The following is a 17,738-nucleotide window of genomic DNA, read 5'->3' as shown; positions in this document are numbered from 1 at the left end:
CAGCGGTTAACGCCGTTTTTCCCTGCAAATACTCGATCGGAGCGACATTCGGCCGCGCGTGGAAGCTTGTGCCGGATGTGTTACTTTCCCACATATCAAACAGGCGGATGGCCGGCTTGATGACGCGGAATTAATATTCCGCAAACCGGGCCATCTGAGATAGATTTATCACCGGCGCCGCAAATCCCTTGCGCTCCACCGGGACAACCACGGGAATTCGACCATGTCGGACCTTGACCGCAATTACGCTTCTCCTTTCGGCCGGGCCGCCGGGCGCACTGACGCTGCGGCCGTCGACGCCGGTCTACGCGCCTACATGCTGCGCATCTACAACTACATGAGCATCGGCCTTGCCATCACCGGCTTGGCCGCGCTTGGTGTCTACATGGCAGCCGTGACCGGCGATCCGTCCGCCGCGGTCGCGAAGTTCGGCAGTGCCTATCTGACGCAGTTCGGCTACGCGATGTTCGTCAGCCCGCTGAAGTGGCTGTTCATCCTCGCCCCTCTGGTGATGGTGTTCGTCATCTCAGCCGGCATCAACCGCCTGGCACCCTCGACCGCCCAGATGCTGTTCTGGGTGTTCTCGGCGCTGATGGGCCTATCGATGTCGTCGATCTTCCTGGTGTACACGCACACCTCGATCGTGCGCGTGTTCTTCATCACCGCGGCGACGTTCGGTGCGCTCAGCCTTTACGGCTACACCACCAAACGTGACATGAGCGGCATGGGCTCATTCCTGTTCATGGGCCTTATCGGCATCATCATCGCAAGCCTGGTCAACCTGTTCCTGGCGAGCTCGGCGCTGCAGTTCATCGTGTCGGTGGTCGGCGTGCTGGTTTTCGCGGGCCTCACCGCCTGGGACACCCAGCGGCTGAAGAACGATTACATCTACGGCTACGCCTCGCAGGGTGGCGTGGCAGCGGAGCGCGCCGCAATCACTGGCGCACTCTCGCTCTACCTGAACTTCATCAACCTGTTCACGCTGCTGCTGCAGCTGCTCGGCCAGCGCGACTAACGCGCTCAAGCCGCTCGGATCGATCGAAGCCCCGGCCTTGAGCCGGGGCTTTTCTTTTGCACGAGGCAAAAATAGTCTCGTGCCATGTCCGACGTAGAGATCAGGCCGACCGCCGGGGCCGACCTTCCCGACATCACGGCGATCTACCGGCAGGCCGTGCGCTTCGGCACCGCGACATTCGAGCTGGTCCCGCCCGACCTCGCCGAGATGACCCGCCGCTACAGGGGCCTGATGGACGGCGGCTTTCCCTATTTCGTCGCCGTGCTCGACGGCCGCATCATGGCATGGCTGGCTATGCCTATGCCGGCCCGTACCGGCCGGCCGCTGGCTCGACACCGTGATGATGCAACGCGCGCTCGGCGTGGGCGCGACGACGATGCCGGCCGATTAGAGCGCGATCGTAGCCCCGATGAAGCTAAGCGAAATCCGGGGCAACGCTGTCCGCGCGTACAGACCCCCCGGATTACGCTTCGCTTCATCCGGGCTACATACGGGACGATGCAACGATCGCCTACACCAGCGCCAGCTTGCGGTCGATCACCAGCAGCACGCGCTCGAGTTCGTGGCCACGGCGCAGGATCAGGCCGGTCGCCGAGATCACGCTGTACATGCCCTGCTTGCGCGCGAGCCGCGGATCCTTCTCGATCCGGTAGATCGGCATCTCGGACGCGCGGCGAAACACCGAAAACACGGCGCGGTCCTTCAGGAAATCAATCGCATAGTCGCGCCACTCGCCGTCAGCGACCATGCGGCCATAGAGATTGAGAATGCGGTTGAGCTCAAGTCGATTGAACGTCACGCGGTTGGGCGAAGCCGTGGCGGCGGGGCGCGCCGCGGCGCGACTCCCGCTCGGATCACCATCCTCCGAGATCAAACTCATCGAGCGCCTCCTGTCATCTCAGTGACGATCTTATTCCGAGAACCGGTCCCACATTTCGGGATCGTCACGATAGTGACATGATCGCGCTAAGCGAGGGACGCCGCAAGGGGCCATTCGCAACGCAACCTGACCTGAATCGCGTCGGGGGCCGCGACCGATTATCCGTCGATGAGTCACGGGAACGTTAGCGGAATCATATTACTGCCCAACTTCCGCCCATCGCCCGCCCCGCTGGCTTGCGAGAAGATAATCCTGCGTTGACCCGGTCCTTTCGGTTCCGGATTCCTCAGCCCCCAGCCCCCCGGGGCCGTCGGGATCGGGTCTGTTCGCAGGGGAGTTAATCCCAACACTGGGCCAACGAAAGTTGGTCCTTTTTGTTTTTGGGGCACCCCGTGCGCCCGGGCGCGATCGAGCCGCATGCGCGCGAAGCCCGGCGAGGGCTCTACTTCAATTTGTTTCTGGATACATGCCGGCCGCCGGCGTCTCACGACGGCGCGCCGCGGTCGACTTAGCTGCTAATGCAGTGAGGTGAATGCCGCGCCGAGCATCGGGCCCGGCTTGTCGCGATTGCCATCCTGGACATAGACCGCGGCGGCATCGACGCCGTCGCGCGTAATGTTCTCCAGCGGCACGGTCCAGTTGCCCGACGAACCGTTCCAGTCACCGACCTTCAGCAGATTGCGGACCACATTGTGGTAGGTGATTTCGCGGCCCCGATTTTCGCCACGCGCAATCGAGATCGGTACCGCCTTCGAGATCGAGCAGATCCAGACTTCGCCACGCGCCGCCGTAGGCGACTTGGCCGCCGCCACCGAAACGTTGATCTGTTTTCCGGTCAGCGTCATCGTCACCGGCACCGACATCACGCCGGCGCTCTTCTCGGTGTCCTTGATCGCGCTCTCAATGCTCGCGAGATCGCTGCCGATCACGTGCACGGAGCCGTTGATCACGGCCTGCGGCGTGTAGACGTCGCGATCGCCGCGCATGTGCGAATAGGCTTTCTGGCGCGCGCTGAAGCGTGAATCGGCCAGCGTATCCTTCCAGCCGAGATAGTCCCAATAGTCGATCGGCATGCTCAGCGCGATGACGTTGGGATCCTTCGCGAGGTCACCGATGACCTTGTCCGCGGGCGGACAGGATGAGCAGCCTTGCGAGGTGAAGAGTTCGACGACTGCACGCGGATCGGCGTGAGCGGGGCGGATGATCGCGACGATCGCGCAGATACCAAGGGCGCTGGACCATCGAGAGATACAGTTATAGGCCATCATCGCTGTCATACTGCGAGCCAGTCGTGATGATTTCCATCCGTATTTGTACGGAGCATGAAGTTGTCCCTGAACAGCGTGCCCCAAAACGCGAGAAAGCGGCCTTTTCATAGGCCGCCTTCATTTTAGCCGCTACTCACTAAGCAGTGAGGCACCGATCACAAATCCGCGTTGGAGCATGATCCGGAAAAGTGTGAAGCGGTTTTCCCTCGCGACAAACGCAAGCGTTTGCGCGGAGATCATGCTCAAACAAAGGCCTAGGCAGCGAGTTTGCGCAGCACATAGTGCAGGATGCCGCCGTTGCGATAGTAATCGAGCTCGTCCAGCGTATCGATGCGGCAGAGGAGCGGGACGTCCCTCTTGGCGCCGTCATTGGAGACGATCTCGGCCGTCAGCGTCTGGCGCGGCTTCAAATCACCCTGGAGCCCGCGAATCGTGACCTTCTCGTCGCCCTTCAGACCGAGCGACGACCACGACGTGCCTTCCTGGAAGGTGAGCGGAAGCACACCCATGCCGACCAGGTTGGAGCGGTGGATGCGCTCGAAGCTCTGGCAGATCACGGCGCGCACGCCGAGCAGACGCGTACCCTTCGCGGCCCAGTCGCGCGACGAACCGTTGCCGTACTCAGCGCCGGCGAACACCACCAGCGGCACGCCTTCGGCCTGATACTTCATGGCCGCGTCGTAGATCGGCATCTGCTCGCCGTCGGGCCAGTGCTTGGTCAGGCCGCCTTCCGGGATATTGCCGTCGGCACCCTTCAGCATGAAGTTCTTGATGCGGATGTTGGCGAAGGTGCCGCGCATCATCACTTCGTGGTTGCCGCGCCGGGTGCCGTACTGGTTGAAGTCGGCCGGGCGCACCTGGTGCTCGCTGAGGAACTTGCCGGCGGGCGAGGTCAGCTTGATCGAACCGGCCGGCGAGATGTGGTCGGTAGTGATCTTGTCGCCGAACATCGCAAGGATCCGCGCGTCGACCACGTCCTTGATCGGCTCGGGCTCCTTCTTCATGCCTTCGAAGTAGGGCGGGTTCTGCACATAGGTCGAGCTCATGTTCCAGCGATAGGTCTCGCTTTCGGTGGTCTTGATCTTGCGCCAGTTGGTGTCGCCCTTGAACACGTCGGCGTACTTCTTCTTGAAGATCGTCGCGGTGACGAACCTCTTCATGAAGGCATTGATCTCCTTGGTCGTCGGCCAGATGTCCTTCAGGAACACCGGCTTGCCATCCTTGCCGATGCCGATCGGCTCGACCGCGAGATCCTTCGTAACCGTGCCGGCGAGCGCGTGCGCCACCACGAGCGGCGGTGAGGCGAGATAGTTCGCCTGCACGTCGGGGCTCACGCGGCCTTCGAAGTTGCGGTTACCCGACAGTACAGCCGCGGCGACGATGCCGTTTTCGTTGATCGACTTCGAGATATCTTCCGGGAGCGGGCCGGAATTACCGATACAGGTGGTGCAGCCGAAGCCCACCAGATTGAAGCCGACCTTGTCGAGGTCGGTCTGGAGGCCGGAATTGGCGAGATATTCCGCCACCACCTGGCTGCCCGGCGCGAGCGAGGTCTTCACCCACGGCTTGGCCTTCAGGCCCTTGGCGGCCGCGTTGCGCGCCAAAAGGCCGGCGCCGATCAGCACGCTCGGGTTCGAGGTGTTGGTGCAGGAGGTGATCGCCGCGATCACGACGTCGCCATGACCGAGATCGAAATCACGGCCTTCGACGGCAAAGCGCTTCTGCTCGCCATCGGGCTTCTTGTACTCGCTGACCAATGAGGTGGCGAAACCGGACGCCACTGCCGGCAGCGCGATGCGGCCTTCCGGGCGCTTCGGTCCGGCCATCGACGGCACAACGTCGCCGAGGTCCAGCGTGAGCGTGGTGGTGAACACCGGATCGGCCGACTTGGCGGTGCGGAACAGGCCCTGTGCCTTGGCATAGGACGTCACGAGCTTGACGCGATCCGCCTTGCGGCCCGAGGTCTTCAGGTAATCGAGGGTCGCGGCATCGACCGGGAAGAAGCCGCAGGTCGCGCCGTATTCAGGCGCCATATTGCCGATGGTCGCCTTGTCCGCGACCGAGAGGAAATCCAGGCCGGGGCCGAAGAACTCGACGAACTTGCCGACCACACCTTGCTTGCGCAGCATCTGGGTGACCGTCAATACGAGGTCGGTGGCGGTGACGCCTTCCTTGAGCTGGCCCTTCAGCTTGAAGCCGACAACCTCCGGCAGCAGCATCGACAGCGGCTGGCCGAGCATGCAGGCTTCCGCCTCGATGCCACCGACGCCCCAGCCGAGCACGGCGAGGCCGTTGACCATCGTGGTGTGCGAGTCGGTGCCGACAAGCGAATCCGGATAGGCGACCTCGAAGGTGCCGGTCTTCTTGCCGACCGTCATCTTCTCCTTCTTGGTCCACACCGTCTGCGCGAGATATTCGAGATTGACCTGATGGCAGATGCCGGTGCCGGGCGGCACCACCGAGAAGTTCGAGAACGCCTTCTGGCCCCACTTCAGGAACTCGTAGCGCTCCTGGTTCTGCTTGTATTCCTCGACGACGTTCTTGCCGAACGCCTTGTTGTCCCCGAAGAAGTTGACGATGACGGAATGGTCGATGACGAGATCGACCGGCACCAGCGGGTTGATTTTCTCGGCGTCGCCGCCGAGGCTCTGCATCGCGTTGCGCATCGCGGCGAGATCGACCACGGCCGGGACGCCGGTGAAGTCCTGCATCAGCACCCGCGCCGGGCGGAAAGCGATCTCATGCTCGAGCTGGCGCTTCTTCAGCCACTTCGAGAACGCGACGATGTCGTCCTTCTTGACGGTGCGGCCGTCTTCATTGCGGAGCAGGTTCTCCAGCAGAACCTTCATCGAATACGGCAGCTTCGAAATGCCCTTCAGTCCGTTCTTCTCTGCCGTGGGCAGGCTGTAATAGACATAGGTCTTGCCACCGACCTTCATGGTCTTGCGGCATTTGAAGCTGTCGAGCGAGGTCATGCGAGGGATCCCAATTCTCAGTTATACCCGGCAAGGGTATTTAAACACCGTTGGCCTACACTGGCTGAGGTTGGCCAGGTGACTTGCGGCCGCCGATCGTGTGCTGCATCAAGTTCCGGGCTTATAGAATCTTTCTAGAAGCACCGCCACAACGACAAGCGTGCGACAGCGTTGCGCGACCCAAAAATTCTCACGCGGTAGCCAAAGATTTCAGAGGGCTGTGACAGGGGAAGCATGCGGCTCTCGGGGCAACATCTGACATGCGTGCGCGGCGGCCGCGAGGTGTTCGCCGGCCTCGATTTTTCGGCCGCCTCCGGCGAGGCGCTGGCCGTCACCGGCCCCAATGGTTCGGGCAAAACCTCGCTGCTGCGCATGATTGCCGGCCTGCTCGTTCCGGCGGATGGGATGATCGCGCTCGAAGGCGGTGAAGTCGAACTCAATCTGCCCGAGCAGGCCCATTATCTCGGCCACCGCGATGCGCTGAAGCCGGCGCTGACCGTGCTGGAAAATCTTTCCTTCTGGCGGGAATTCCTCGGCGGCGAGGCGCAGGACACGAGGCTGTGCCTCGCGGCGGTGGCCCTCGACCACGCCGCGCATCTGCCGGCGGCCTATCTCTCGGCCGGCCAGCGCCGCCGCCTGTCGATCGCGCGTCTGCTCTCGGTGCGGCGGCCGGTGTGGCTGCTGGACGAGCCAACATCGGCGCTCGACGCCGCCGGCCAGGAACTGTTCGTCGGGCTGATGCGCGACCACCTCGCCCGCGGCGGCATCATCGTCGCGGCGACCCACATGCCGCTCGGGATCGAGGCGAGTGATTTGCGGATGGGAGGTGCGGCATGAGCGTACGGCATCTCTTGTCACCCAGCACAGGTCTCACCGTCCCCTCCCCCCTTGCGGGGGAGGGTCAGGGAGAGGGGTGCCACACGACGTGCTTTATTCGTATGCGCCTCGACCATGTGTGGCCGAGATTGCGAGAGCAGCGATCGATCCGAGTATCTCGCCCGGGGCCACCCCTCTCCCCAGCCCTCCCCCGCAAGGGCGGAGGGAGCGCAGCGCGTGTGTGGCAAGATGTGGGCTCTCGCTGTAATCACAGCATGGGCCTCGCATGACTGCCCTCACCGCCTTGATCCGCCGCGACATCAGGATCGCGCTGCGCGTCGGCGGCGGGGCGCTGATCGGGGTGCTGTTCTTCCTCACCGTCACCGTGCTGATGCCGTTTGCGGTGGGACCGGATCTCGCCCTGCTGTCGCGGCTTGGCCCCGCCATTCTCTGGCTCGGCGCATTGCTGGCCAGCCTGCTCACGCTGGATCGGCTGTTCACGGCCGACCATGAGGACGGCTCGCTCGACCTGATCGTGATGAGCCGGACGCCGTTGGAACTGGCCTGTGCAGCCAAGGCGCTGGCGCATTGGCTCGCCGCGGGCCTGCCGTTGATCATTGCGACACCCGTGCTCGGCCTGCTGCTCAACCTCGACGGCACGGCGACGTTCGCGGTGGCGCTGACGCTGCTGGCGGGAACACCGGCGTTGACCTTCACCGGCATGATCGGCGCGGCACTGGCGGTGACGCTGCATCGCGGCGGATTGTTGCTGGCAGTGCTGGTGCTGCCACTATCGATCCCGGTGCTGATCTTCGGCGTTGCAGCATCGCAGGCGGCCATCACCGGGCCGATGTCATTCGGAACCCCGTTCTCGATCCTCTGCGCGCTGTCGCTGGTCAGCTTCGTGGTCGGGCCATTTGCCGCCGCCGCGAGCCTGCGGCACGGGCTGGACTGAGATGTAACAGATCAATTCTTGACGAGAGGACTTCGGCCAATTGCCTGCGACACATCAGACGATTATCAGGGGTGCCATGACGCTGATCGACCTCGCTAACCCGACCAAGTTTCTGGCCCTGACCGCGCGTATCCTGCCGTGGCTGGCGGGCGCGACCGCGATCCTGCTCGCGATCGGCCTCTATCAATCGGCGATGGCACCCGACGACTACCAGCAGGGCGCCACGGTGAAGATCATGTTCATCCACGTGCCGAACGCGTGGCTGTCGATGTTCGTCTGGGGCGTCATGAGCGTGGCCGCGCTGGGCACGCTGGTCTGGCGGCATCCACTCGCCGACGTCGCCGCCAAGGCCGCGGCGCCGATCGGGGCCGCCTTCACCTTCCTCGCACTCGTCACCGGCTCGTTGTGGGGCCGGCCGATGTGGGGCACTTATTGGGAATGGGATGCGCGGCTGACCTCGGTGCTGATCCTGTTCCTGATGTATCTCGGCCTGATGGCGCTGTGGCACGCGGTGGAGGACCCCTCGCGCGCCGCGCGCGCGGCAGCGGTTCTCACGTTGGTCGGCGCCATCAATATCCCGATCATCAAATTCTCGGTCGACTGGTGGAACACACTGCATCAGCCGGCATCCGTGTTCCGCATGGGCGGACCGACGCTCGACAAGGCGTTCCTGTGGCCGCTGCTGGTGATGGCGGTCGCGTTTTCGCTGCTGTTCCTCACGCTGCATCTGGCGGCGATGCGCAACGAGATCCTGCGCCGCCGCGTGCGCAGCCTGCAGATGATGCAGGCCAGCCAGAAGGCGGCATGACGCGATGTCGCTTGGTCCCTACGCCTCCTTCATCGTGACATCCTACGCGCTGGTAGCGGCGGTGGTCGTGTTGCTGATCGTCTGGATCATCGCCGACTACCGACGGCAGCAGGCACGCTTGAGGGAAATCGAGGCCAGCGGCATCACACGCCGCTCCGGCCGTGGCGCCGCGGATATCCGATGAGCGAACAGCCGACAAACTCTCCGCCGCAGGCCCGGCGCTGGCTGGTGGTCTTGCCGCTGATCGTCTTTCTGGGGCTCGCCGGCCTGCTCCTGCTGCGGCTCTACGGCGGCGATCCCTCGAGAATCCCGTCGGCGCTGATCGGCCGGCCGGCGCCGCAGATCGCGCTGCCCGCGCTTGACGGGCTGGCGAAGGACGGCGCGCAAGTGCCGGGGCTTGACCCTGCCGTGTTCAAGGGCAAGGTCAGCGTGGTCAATGTCTGGGCATCCTGGTGCGTACCCTGCCATGACGAGGCGCCACTGTTGACCGAACTCGGCAAGGACAAGCGGTTCCAGATCATCGGCATCAACTACAAGGACGCGCCCGACAATGCGCGGCGCTTCCTCGGCCGCTACGGCAATCCGTTCGGCATCGTCGGCGTCGACGGCAACGGACGCGCCTCGATCGAGTGGGGCGTCTACGGCGTGCCCGAGACCTTCGTTGTCGGGCGCGAAGGCAAGATCGTCTACAAGCTGGTCGGCCCGGTAACGCCTGATAACCTGAACACCGTGCTCAAGGCCGAGATCGACAAGGCGCTCGCGGCCGGGACGTAATTCCCGTAGCTGCCTCATTCACCTCTCCCCGTCCTTTACGGGGAGAGGTGAAATTCCCGCGAAGCGGGAATTTCGGGTGAGGGGCTTTGCAGGGTATCGCCCAATCTGAACCTTCTTCGTGGAGCGAGCCCCTCACCCCAACCCTCTCCCCGCAAGAGCGGGGCGAGGGAGCAGACCGTCGTTTACCCCTTTCGCACGTCGCCCGCTTCGGCCTCGCTCGTCTCCAGCGAGGCCGGCTCGAGGTGATAGCGCTTGGTCAGCGGCATCTGGGCGATGGCGAAGACCATGGTCAGCGGCGTCACGCCGAACACCTTGAAGTTCACCCAGAAATCCGTCGTCTGTGTGCGCCAGACGATCTCGTTCAGGACTGCCATGCCGGCGAAGAACAGCGCCCAGCGCAGGGTGAGGATGCGCCAGCCCTGCGGCGTCAGGTTGAACATCTGGTCGAACATGACGGCGATGAAGGAGCGGCCGAACAATAGCCCGCCGCCGAGCACGGCCGCGAACAGGCCGTAGATGATGGTCGGCTTGACCTTGATGAAGGTCTCGTCGTGCAGCACCAGCGTCAGGGTGCCGAACACGAGCACAATGGCGCCTGTGATCAATGCCATGATCGGGACGTGCTTCGTCACCATATAGGACGCGATCATCGCCACGACGATCGCGACCATGAACGCACCGGTCGCAATGAACAGGTGGTACTTCGCGTTGGCGATAAAGAATACGAGCAACGGCCCGAGTTCGGTCGCAAGCTTGAACAGCGGATGCGGCTGGGTCTTGTCCATCAATCCTCGGTCTTGGTTTGGGGCATGACCTTGTCCGAAAACCGGTTCCCAGTTTTCGGGGTCATGCTTCGATCCCGGCAATTGCCTTGGCAAAATCCGATGCCGTGAAGGGTGCGAGATCCTCCACGCCTTCGCCGACACCGATGAAATGCACCGGCAGTTTGTGCTTTTCCGACAGCGCGACCAGGATGCCGCCGCGCGCGGTGCCGTCCAGCTTGGTCATCACGAGGCCGGTGACCCCCGCCGTACGATGAAACGCCTCGACCTGCGACAGCGCATTTTGTCCCACCGTGGCGTCGAGCACGAGCAGCACCGCATGCGGCGCCGATGCATCGACCTTCTTGATGACGCGCACGACTTTCTCGAGCTCGTTCATCAGCTCGGACTTGTTTTGCAAGCGGCCGGCGGTATCGATCAAGAGCACGTCGCGCTGCTGCTCCTTCGCCGAGGTCAGCGCATTGAAGGCGAGGCTTGCGGAATCGGAGCCCTGCGTGGCCGCGATGACCGGCGACTTGGTGCGCTCGCCCCAGACCTTCAGCTGCTCGATGGCCGCCGCGCGAAACGTGTCGCCTGCGGCGAGCATCACCTTGCGGCCCTCGGCGGACAATTTCGCGGCGAGCTTTCCGATCGTGGTGGTCTTGCCGGAGCCGTTGACGCCGACCACGAGGATGACGAACGGCTTCCTTGCCGCGTCGATCTCAAGTGGCTTGGCCACCGGCGCCAGCACCTTCTCGACCTCTGTCGCGACCACGGCCTTCACTTCGTCGGCGGAGATCGCCTTGTCGTAGCGGCCCTTGCCGACCGCATCGGCGATGCGCATGGAAACCTCGGTCCCGAGATCGGCGCGCAGCAGCACATCCTCGATATCATCGAGCATGGCACGATCGAGCTTGCGCTTGGTGACGAGATCGGCGACCGCCGTCCCGAGCGCCCCGGAGGTCCGCTTCAGGCCGCCGGTCAGCCGCTGCCACCAGCTCAGTTTGGGAGTTCCCGCAGTGGTATCGTTCATGGCGCGCGTGTGTTAGCCGTTTCGCATCGCAAACGAAAGTCTCGACGAATTGATTGATGTTCCCCAATTGTCCGCGGAAGAAATCCAGGCGCGAGTGCTCCACCGCGACGGGCTGATGCTGGTGATCGACAAGCCGGCCGGGCTGCCGGTGCATCGCGGCCCCAAGGGCGGCGCAAATCTGGAAGCATCGTTCCACGCGCTACGATTCGGCCTGCCGCGGCCGCCAGTGCTGGCGCATCGGCTGGACAAGGACACCTCCGGCTGCCTGGTGCTGGGACGCCACCGCAAAGCGACCGCTTCGCTCGGGCTCCTGTTCAAGCACGGCAAGATATCGAAGACCTACTGGACGGTGGTCGAGGGCGGCCCTGCCGAAGATGAAGGCGTCATCGACATGCCACTCGGCCGCCTGAATGCCGAACGCGGCTGGTGGCAGAAGCCGGACCCCGAAGGGCAAAAGGCCGTCACCAACTGGAAAGTCCTGGGACGCGGCCAAGGTCTCAGCTGGCTTGCGATGGAGCCGGTCACCGGCCGCACCCATCAGCTCCGGGTGCATTCGGCCGCGACCGGCTGGCCGATCCTCGGCGACAACATCTATGGCAACGGCCCGCGCTTCGGCGAGCCGACCCTCCATCTGCACTCCCGCGAGATCGGAATTCCGATCTCCAGGAACAAGGAGCCGGTGCGTGTGGTCGCGCCGGTGCCGCAGCACATGCAGGACCGGCTGCGGGCCTGCGGCTGGAACGGGCAGTAAAGCCCCCGTGAAATTACGGTCCGTTATCCTTTACGGAACATTCAGAGCCATCAGGTAGACGTGCAAGCCAGCTTAGAAAAGCGCAGCGAGACGGGCTCAGGACGAGCAATGCACAATGCCGGGAACGCGATTGCCGACGAGGTCGAAGCAGCGATTCGCGGCGGCTCGGCTGAAAAATGCATCGCGACGGCCAAGCGCGTCACCAACCTATTCCTCATTTCCGCCGGCAGCTTCGACAGCGAACAGGTCGCGCTGTTCGACAATGTGCTGGAGCGACTGGTCAAAACCATCGAGTTCCGCGCCCTCGCGGATATCAGCGCCCGGATGGCGCTTGCCGAAATCAGCGAGCAGCTGGCACCGGTCGCCCAGGCGCCGCCCGCGATCGTTCGCCGCCTGGCACGGAACGACGAGATCCGGATCGCACGGCCGGTCCTGCAGGAATCGTCCCGCCTGAGCGCGGAAGATCTGGTCGAGATCGCCCAAACCAAGAGCGAGCAGCATCTGCTCGCCGTGGCCGGCCGCTGGTGGTTGAAGGAGGCCGTCACCGACGCACTGCTGGCGCGACGCTTTGCCAGCGTAAGCCGCCGCCTGGTCAGCAATCCCGGCGCCAAGGTGTCGACGAGCGGATTTGTGGTCATCCTCGCGCAGGCCGAGTACGACTCTGATCTGGCGGTCGAGACCGGTGTCCGCGCCGACCTTCCCTCGGAACTCCGCCTCCAGCTCCTGCATGATGCAACCGAAGAGGTCCGCAGCCGGTTGCTGGAACGCGCGCCGCCACATCTGTTCGAGGAGATTCGCCACGCGATCGCCGCGGTCGCGGCAGGCGTCGAGCGCGACATGTCGCGGGTTCGCGACTTCACCGCCGCCAAGCGTCACGTCGCGAGGCTCTCCGAAAGCGGCGACCTGAACGAAGCGGTGCTGCTCGGCTTCGCCAGGCAGCGAAAATATGAAGAAACCGTCGTTGCGCTGGCGCATCTGGCGCGATCGAGCATCGAGGTGATCCGCCCGCTGATGCAAAGCCTCCGCGGCGAAGGCCTGCTGGTGCCCTGCCGCGCCGCTGGCCTGACCTGGGAGACGACAGCCGCGATCATGGAATGTCGCTATTCGACGGGCTCGATGGGACCGGTCGAACTGGCAAAGGCCAAAGGCCAGTTCACGAAGATGCCGCGCGACAACGCGGACCGGCTGCTTCGATTCTGGCAGGTCAAATCCACCCAGCCCCCGTCGAAACCTGGCGGACACAGCCACTGACAACGTCGTGCGCAATGACGCGCGCGGAATCCGATTCGACCTGTCAAACAGCGTTAAGGATGCGAGCCCGCGTTCTCGCGACATGATTTGCCCGAGTCTTGCACTTCCCTTGCACTTCGTTTGCCCTCTCACTTGATAGAGGGCGCAGGGAAAGCCGGGTGCCGATCGCACCCATTCTTGCCGTCATTCCGAAGTTCGCCGCTGCCGGGAATTACGATGCGCAATATCGCGCACGCATTCAGCGATCGCCACCGACTTGGAATTCCACGACAAGAACCGGAGTTTGGCCGATTGGAATCAGACGTAGAGGCTCTGCGGGGTCGTCGGCGACGCTGGCGATCTTCTACTGGTCTGATCAAGGAGCCATCCGAATGAGCAAGCAAGATGATAACAAGGCGGTCGTCGGCCGCTGGTTCACCGAGTTTTGGGGCAAGTCCGTCAACCTCGGTGTGATCGACGAAATCGCCGCGCCCGACATGCTGTTGAAATATTCGCTCCACGAGCCCCGCCGCGGACGCGACGACATCAGGGCGTTCATGACCGATTTCCGGGCCGCATTCCCCGATCTCAACTTCTGGGGGACGGCCGATCTGATCGCCGAGGGCGACTATGTCGTCGGTCAGTGGGAAGGCGGCGGCACCCACACGGGGCCCGCTTTCAAGGACTTCCTGATCGGCGGTCTGCCGGCCGCTACCGGACGCAAGATGCACTTCACCGGCACCACCGTGCTGAAGGTCGTGGGCGGCAAGATCGCCGAGGAAATCGGCCTCGACGACGGCGTCACCGCGCTGACGCAGCTCGGGCTGCTGAAGGCTGCATAATCGGCGAAGTCGAGTGAGGCCCGCGCCAATTCGCGGGCCTCATGCCGGCTTTTCTGTCGCGGTGACCGGATTTGAAAGCAAGGACCGGAGTGTATCCTCGGAAACCGGGTGGCAGTGTTGGCCATCCTGTGGCGCTATGCAATCGATGGGCGTAACCCTCAAAAAAGCCGGGAAGACGACACCGCTCTCCGTCGCGGCCGACCCGCGATGGACGCGGGTTCTTGCACGCGACAGGACAGCGGATGGCGAGTTCTGGTATTCGGTTGCAACGACCGGAGTCTACTGCCGGCCTTCATGTCCTTCGCGCAACGCGAACCCTAAGAATGTTCAGTTGCATGACACGCTGGAAAGTGCCGAGGCGACCGGCTTTCGGCCGTGCCGGCGCTGCAATCCGAACGGACCATCGATCGAGGCGGGCAACGCCGCGCTTGTTGTCAAGGCATGCCGTCTCGTCGAGGAGAGGGAAGAACAGCCTTCGCTCGAAGAGTTGGCTGATGCGGTCTGCCTGAGCCCCAGCTACTTCCACCGCATGTTCAAAGCGGCGACGGGCCTGACGCCCAAAGGGTATGCCGCAGCCTCACGCGCCAAAAAGGTTCGCGAAAGTCTCGTCTCGGGAAGCAGTGTCACAGCAGCGATCTATGACGCCGGGTTCAATTCAAGCGGCCGTTTCTACGAAAAATCCACCGGCATGCTTGGCATGACACCATCGCAATACCGCGCAGGTGGCGCGAATGAGGCGATCAAGTTCGCGGTCGGCCAGACGTTCCTGGGCGCTATTCTTGTCGCGTCGAGCACAAAGGGCGTTGCCGCGATCTTTTTGGGCGATGATGCGGAAGCGCTGCTTCGCGATCTCCAGGACCGCTTTCCGAGCGCCTGCCTGATTGGTGCCGATCGGGATTACGAGGCCATCGTCGCGCGCGTTGTCGGCTTCGTGGAAGCACCGGCGCTCGGCCTCGATCTGCCGCTCGATGTCCGGGGCACCGCCTTCCAACAGCGCGTCTGGCAGGCGCTCCAGGAAATTCCGGTCGGTGCAACCGTCACCTATGCCGAACTCGCGCAACGCATAGGATCCTCCAAGTCCGTGCGTGCGGTCGCCGGCGCTTGCGCCGCAAACAAGCTCGCTGTCGCCATTCCCTGCCACCGCGTGATCCGCACGGATGGTTCGGTCTCGGGTTACGCGTGGGGCGTCGAGCGAAAGCGTGCTCTGCTCTACCGGGAGGCATCGCAGAAGGTCTGAGCGCCCGCCTATCAATTCAGAACCGAAGCAATGAATTCTCCGGGTTTCGCCGATACAAGGAATTTCCCCGACGATGGATCCTCGCACCGCACCGAAGAAACGGCACGATAAACATGTGCGTGTCGAGGCGACGTTCGACGCGATTCCGGCCATGATGGAGTCCGACCTCGCCAAGGTCGCAGTGATGGCCCATTTCGGCAATCTCGTCGCGCGCGGCTTTGCCGAGTGGCAAATGCAGGACAACGGGACCATCCGTCTGCGGCTAATCACCGGCCAGACGTATCTCCTCGAACAGACCACGATCACGCGCATCGCGTGATTGGTGCGCTCGGCTTTTATGTTGGGTCAGCGGACTGAAGCCTTTCTCGATTTGAAAGCAAGCATCGGAGTTCGGCGCGGCGCGCTTCCACATACGTTCGGTCATGAGGACGGATGAAGGAGACGATCCATGAATCTCATGACATACGCGAGGCCCTCTGCCGAGCAGGCCGCCACCGCCGACGTCCTTTTCCACGCGACGGGCGGCTGCGCGTTCGGCACGGTTCTGATCGCGCGCAGCATCAAGGGTGTCTGTGCCATCCTGCTCGGTGATGACGCTCGCGCACTGGAAGATGATCTTGCGGAACGCTTCCGCACTCCACACTCGTTCCGAACGCGGTGATGGTTCGCGACGACTTGGCAAAGGTGGCACGCTACGCCGAGCGGCCCGCCGAGGGACTCGATCTCACACTCGATATGCGCGGCACGCCGATCCAGCGCCGGGTATGGAACACGCTTCGTTCGATCCCGCTCGGCAAGACCAGGAGCTACACGCAGGTGGCGCGTCTCATCAACACCGCCTATCCCCAGCTCACCGCTCGCATCGTGGCGAACGCCTGCGCTGCCAATCCGCTCGCGCTCGTCATTCCGTGTCATCGCGTCATTCGCGCCGACGGCGAACTCGCCGGCTATCGCTGGGGCCTCGAGCGCAAGCGCGAATTGCTCGACAAGGAAGCCAGCGCATGAAGCCGCACCGCCACCCGTGGCGTTGACAGATCGCCCCTCGCGAAAAAAGAGGACGTCATGAAACTAGCCATGATAACGGATGAGACAATCGGGCTCGTCGTAGCCCTTCCCAATGGACCGTATATCGTCGACATCGCCAAAAGCGTGGGTGTCTTTGCGCCGCACGATCCGCTGTCGAACGGCCTCTTGAACGGCGCGTTCAAGGATGGCGCCGACTGGCCGTCGATCCTCAAGCACTGGGCGCATTTGCAGTGGCCGCTCAAGCGGCTCGCTCTCATCGCGGAAACCTGCCCAGACCACCCGGGCCTGGTCCTTCAATCGCTTGCCGATCAGAATCTGAAAGGTGAGTTCGCCAATCCGATTGTCGCCATCGACATCACTGACATGCGGCCGATCGAGGAACGGGATCCGACTGGCCGGCGCGCCATGGAACAGCAGTTCGCGACACCGCCGCAGGAACCGATTGAAGCGGAGGCGGCTGCCATGCCAGAGACGGCTCAAGTCATCGGCTTCGTGCGTGCCAACAAGAACGAGTCCTCGAAGCGATGACGCATCGTTTTCGAGTTTGAAAGCAAGGACTGGTTAGGCTGCGTTGTTCGGCGGACCGCGGGAAGGTACCAATTTGAAAACATGAAACGGAGTGGCAGGGCGACGCTCACGGTCCAACCTGCCAATGCAGGAGTGTGGGAGTTTGAACTCATGACGTCTCGAAACGCCTTCGATGCTTTTGCCGTTGCACGCGGCGAGGGACTGCACCCCGAACTGCGCGAACTGCTTGATCGGGCAGCCGCGCGGCCATTTTCTGAACTGACGGTTCGCGGCGACGGCATGCTTCAGGCCGGGCCTAGCCCGGCGTCGGAGGCGCTGGGCGCGCCATCGAACGCCACAAAGTGTGTGGCGTTGGAGACAGGTACACCTTTAGCTATTCGGTCGATTCGGGGGCGTGCGGCGCAGCAATAGCAGACGCGGTCAGGAGCAATTTCGGCTCTACGGTGCATTCGCCGGAGACCGTGAAACGGACGGCTCTACTTTCTTTCGCCACAACGGCTCTTGCACGCGGCTGCCTCGACAGTGCATTGGGCGACGCAAGCGCCGGACAAGCCGCAATTGTTCGCGCAGGTATAGTTGGCTGAGTTGCAGGTTGCGACGCACTCCGTTGGCACTTCTCTCTGCGCCATTTGACGCTTTTCGAGCAAGGAAGCGGCATTGCTCGAGACTGCTCCCGCCAGGAACAGCACCAGCGCCAGCGTTCTCCTCATGAAATGCTCCCGGCCACGATGCGATGCCTAAACCATCCGTCACCGCATTCGCTTTCGCACTCCGGTTCTTGCTTCCAAATCGGAACTTTGCATTCCAACTGCCACTCCGATCGAGGACCGAGATGGACG

General features: G+C 63.1%; 20 protein-coding genes and 1 pseudogene. 16 read left to right on the top strand and 5 right to left on the bottom strand.

The features are described 5' to 3' along the window. Positions 1 to 223 precede the first annotated feature (223 nt). Both ACP2YO_RS02285 and ACP2YO_RS02280 read left to right on the top strand, forming a co-directional pair. A complete protein-coding gene (locus ACP2YO_RS02285; protein ID WP_426438667.1) occupies positions 224 to 1,015 on the top strand; it encodes a Bax inhibitor-1/YccA family protein in 792 nt (263 codons plus the stop codon). A gap of 84 nt (positions 1,016 to 1,099) precedes the next feature. Then, a pseudogene (locus ACP2YO_RS02280) lies at positions 1,100 to 1,335 on the top strand (N-acetyltransferase family protein); the annotation flags it as partial. Between the two features lie 191 nt (positions 1,336 to 1,526). Here the strand turns inward: ACP2YO_RS02280 and ACP2YO_RS02275 are convergent. The 3 genes from ACP2YO_RS02275 to acnA form a co-directional block, all read right to left on the bottom strand. Then, the gene (locus ACP2YO_RS02275) at positions 1,527 to 1,895 is read right to left on the bottom strand and encodes a DUF2794 domain-containing protein (RefSeq protein ID WP_426438665.1); all 369 of its coding nucleotides are present in this window, start codon (positions 1,893 to 1,895) and stop codon (positions 1,527 to 1,529) included. 515 nt (positions 1,896 to 2,410) lie between these two features. Next, positions 2,411 to 3,172 carry a DUF1223 domain-containing protein gene (locus ACP2YO_RS02270; RefSeq protein ID WP_426438663.1) on the bottom strand — a complete coding sequence of 254 codons (762 nt, stop codon included), beginning with the start codon at positions 3,170 to 3,172 and terminating at the stop codon, positions 2,411 to 2,413. Positions 3,173 to 3,417: 245 nt separating this feature from the next. Continuing rightward, positions 3,418 to 6,138, bottom strand: a complete 2,721-nt coding sequence (gene acnA / locus ACP2YO_RS02265; RefSeq protein WP_426438661.1) for an aconitate hydratase AcnA — start codon at positions 6,136 to 6,138, stop codon at positions 3,418 to 3,420. Positions 6,139 to 6,372: 234 nt separating this feature from the next. Here acnA and ccmA point away from each other — a divergent pair, with 234 nt between their 5' ends. The 5 genes from ccmA (at position 6,373) to ACP2YO_RS02240 (ending at position 9,491) form a co-directional block, all read left to right on the top strand. Continuing rightward, positions 6,373 to 6,975 (top strand): heme ABC exporter ATP-binding protein CcmA, encoded by a 603-nt coding sequence (gene ccmA / locus ACP2YO_RS02260; protein ID WP_426438659.1) that lies wholly within the window; start codon positions 6,373 to 6,375, stop codon positions 6,973 to 6,975. A gap of 265 nt (positions 6,976 to 7,240) precedes the next feature. Continuing rightward, the gene (ccmB, locus tag ACP2YO_RS02255; protein WP_426438657.1) at positions 7,241 to 7,909 is read left to right on the top strand and encodes a heme exporter protein CcmB; all 669 of its coding nucleotides are present in this window, start codon (positions 7,241 to 7,243) and stop codon (positions 7,907 to 7,909) included. A gap of 76 nt (positions 7,910 to 7,985) precedes the next feature. After that, entirely contained in the window at positions 7,986 to 8,717 is a 732-nt protein-coding gene (locus ACP2YO_RS02250; protein ID WP_426438655.1) for a heme ABC transporter permease, read from the top strand. 4 nt (positions 8,718 to 8,721) lie between these two features. Continuing rightward, a complete protein-coding gene (gene ccmD / locus ACP2YO_RS02245) occupies positions 8,722 to 8,901 on the top strand; it encodes a heme exporter protein CcmD (protein ID WP_426438653.1) in 180 nt (59 codons plus the stop codon). Beyond that, positions 8,898 to 9,491 carry a DsbE family thiol:disulfide interchange protein gene (locus ACP2YO_RS02240; protein ID WP_426438651.1) on the top strand — a complete coding sequence of 198 codons (594 nt, stop codon included), beginning with the start codon at positions 8,898 to 8,900 and terminating at the stop codon, positions 9,489 to 9,491. The genes ccmD and ACP2YO_RS02240 overlap by 4 nt, the downstream gene beginning before the upstream one ends. 182 nt (positions 9,492 to 9,673) lie before the next feature. Here the strand turns inward: ACP2YO_RS02240 and ACP2YO_RS02235 are convergent, their stop codons facing one another. Next, entirely contained in the window at positions 9,674 to 10,276 is a 603-nt protein-coding gene (locus ACP2YO_RS02235) for a septation protein A (protein WP_426438649.1), read from the bottom strand. A 61-nt stretch (positions 10,277 to 10,337) separates the two neighbouring features. After that, positions 10,338 to 11,285: a signal recognition particle-docking protein FtsY gene (gene ftsY, locus ACP2YO_RS02230; RefSeq protein ID WP_426438647.1), complete on the bottom strand. Its 948-nt coding sequence runs from the start codon at positions 11,283 to 11,285 to the stop codon at positions 10,338 to 10,340. 49 nt (positions 11,286 to 11,334) lie between these two features. Between ftsY and ACP2YO_RS02225 the strand changes: the two genes are divergently transcribed. The 9 genes from ACP2YO_RS02225 (at position 11,335) to ACP2YO_RS02185 (ending at position 17,310) form a co-directional block, all read left to right on the top strand. Next, complete coding sequence (locus tag ACP2YO_RS02225) at positions 11,335 to 12,036, top strand: RluA family pseudouridine synthase (protein WP_426438645.1); 702 nt, start codon at positions 11,335 to 11,337, stop codon at positions 12,034 to 12,036. A 108-nt stretch (positions 12,037 to 12,144) separates the two neighbouring features. Beyond that, entirely contained in the window at positions 12,145 to 13,287 is a 1,143-nt protein-coding gene (locus ACP2YO_RS02220; protein WP_426438643.1) for a DUF2336 domain-containing protein, read from the top strand. Positions 13,288 to 13,658: 371 nt separating this feature from the next. Next, positions 13,659 to 14,108: an ester cyclase gene (locus ACP2YO_RS02215; RefSeq protein WP_426438641.1), complete on the top strand. Its 450-nt coding sequence runs from the start codon at positions 13,659 to 13,661 to the stop codon at positions 14,106 to 14,108. Between the two features lie 145 nt (positions 14,109 to 14,253). After that, a complete protein-coding gene (gene ada / locus ACP2YO_RS02210) occupies positions 14,254 to 15,345 on the top strand; it encodes a bifunctional DNA-binding transcriptional regulator/O6-methylguanine-DNA methyltransferase Ada (protein WP_426443519.1) in 1,092 nt (363 codons plus the stop codon). 73 nt (positions 15,346 to 15,418) lie between these two features. After that, on the top strand, positions 15,419 to 15,664 hold the full coding sequence (locus ACP2YO_RS02205; RefSeq protein WP_426438639.1) for a hypothetical protein: 246 nt from the start codon (positions 15,419 to 15,421) through the stop codon (positions 15,662 to 15,664). A gap of 129 nt (positions 15,665 to 15,793) precedes the next feature. Further along, positions 15,794 to 16,006, top strand: coding sequence for a hypothetical protein (locus tag ACP2YO_RS02200; protein WP_426438637.1), 213 nt, complete (start codon positions 15,794 to 15,796; stop codon positions 16,004 to 16,006). Beyond that, the gene (locus tag ACP2YO_RS02195) at positions 16,006 to 16,350 is read left to right on the top strand and encodes a methylated-DNA--[protein]-cysteine S-methyltransferase (protein ID WP_426438635.1); all 345 of its coding nucleotides are present in this window, start codon (positions 16,006 to 16,008) and stop codon (positions 16,348 to 16,350) included. Before ACP2YO_RS02200 ends, ACP2YO_RS02195 begins: the two co-directional genes overlap by 1 nt. 186 nt (positions 16,351 to 16,536) lie before the next feature. Further along, the gene (locus tag ACP2YO_RS02190) at positions 16,537 to 16,899 is read left to right on the top strand and encodes a hypothetical protein (protein WP_426438633.1); all 363 of its coding nucleotides are present in this window, start codon (positions 16,537 to 16,539) and stop codon (positions 16,897 to 16,899) included. Between the two features lie 150 nt (positions 16,900 to 17,049). Continuing rightward, a complete protein-coding gene (locus tag ACP2YO_RS02185) occupies positions 17,050 to 17,310 on the top strand; it encodes a hypothetical protein (protein ID WP_426438631.1) in 261 nt (86 codons plus the stop codon). The last annotated feature ends 428 nt before the right edge of the window (positions 17,311 to 17,738 follow it).

Source organism: Bradyrhizobium genosp. P, from assembly GCF_049949265.1.
Taxonomy (GTDB): Bacteria; Pseudomonadota; Alphaproteobacteria; order Rhizobiales; family Xanthobacteraceae; genus Bradyrhizobium.
This window is presented reverse-complemented; position numbering and strand designations above follow the sequence as displayed.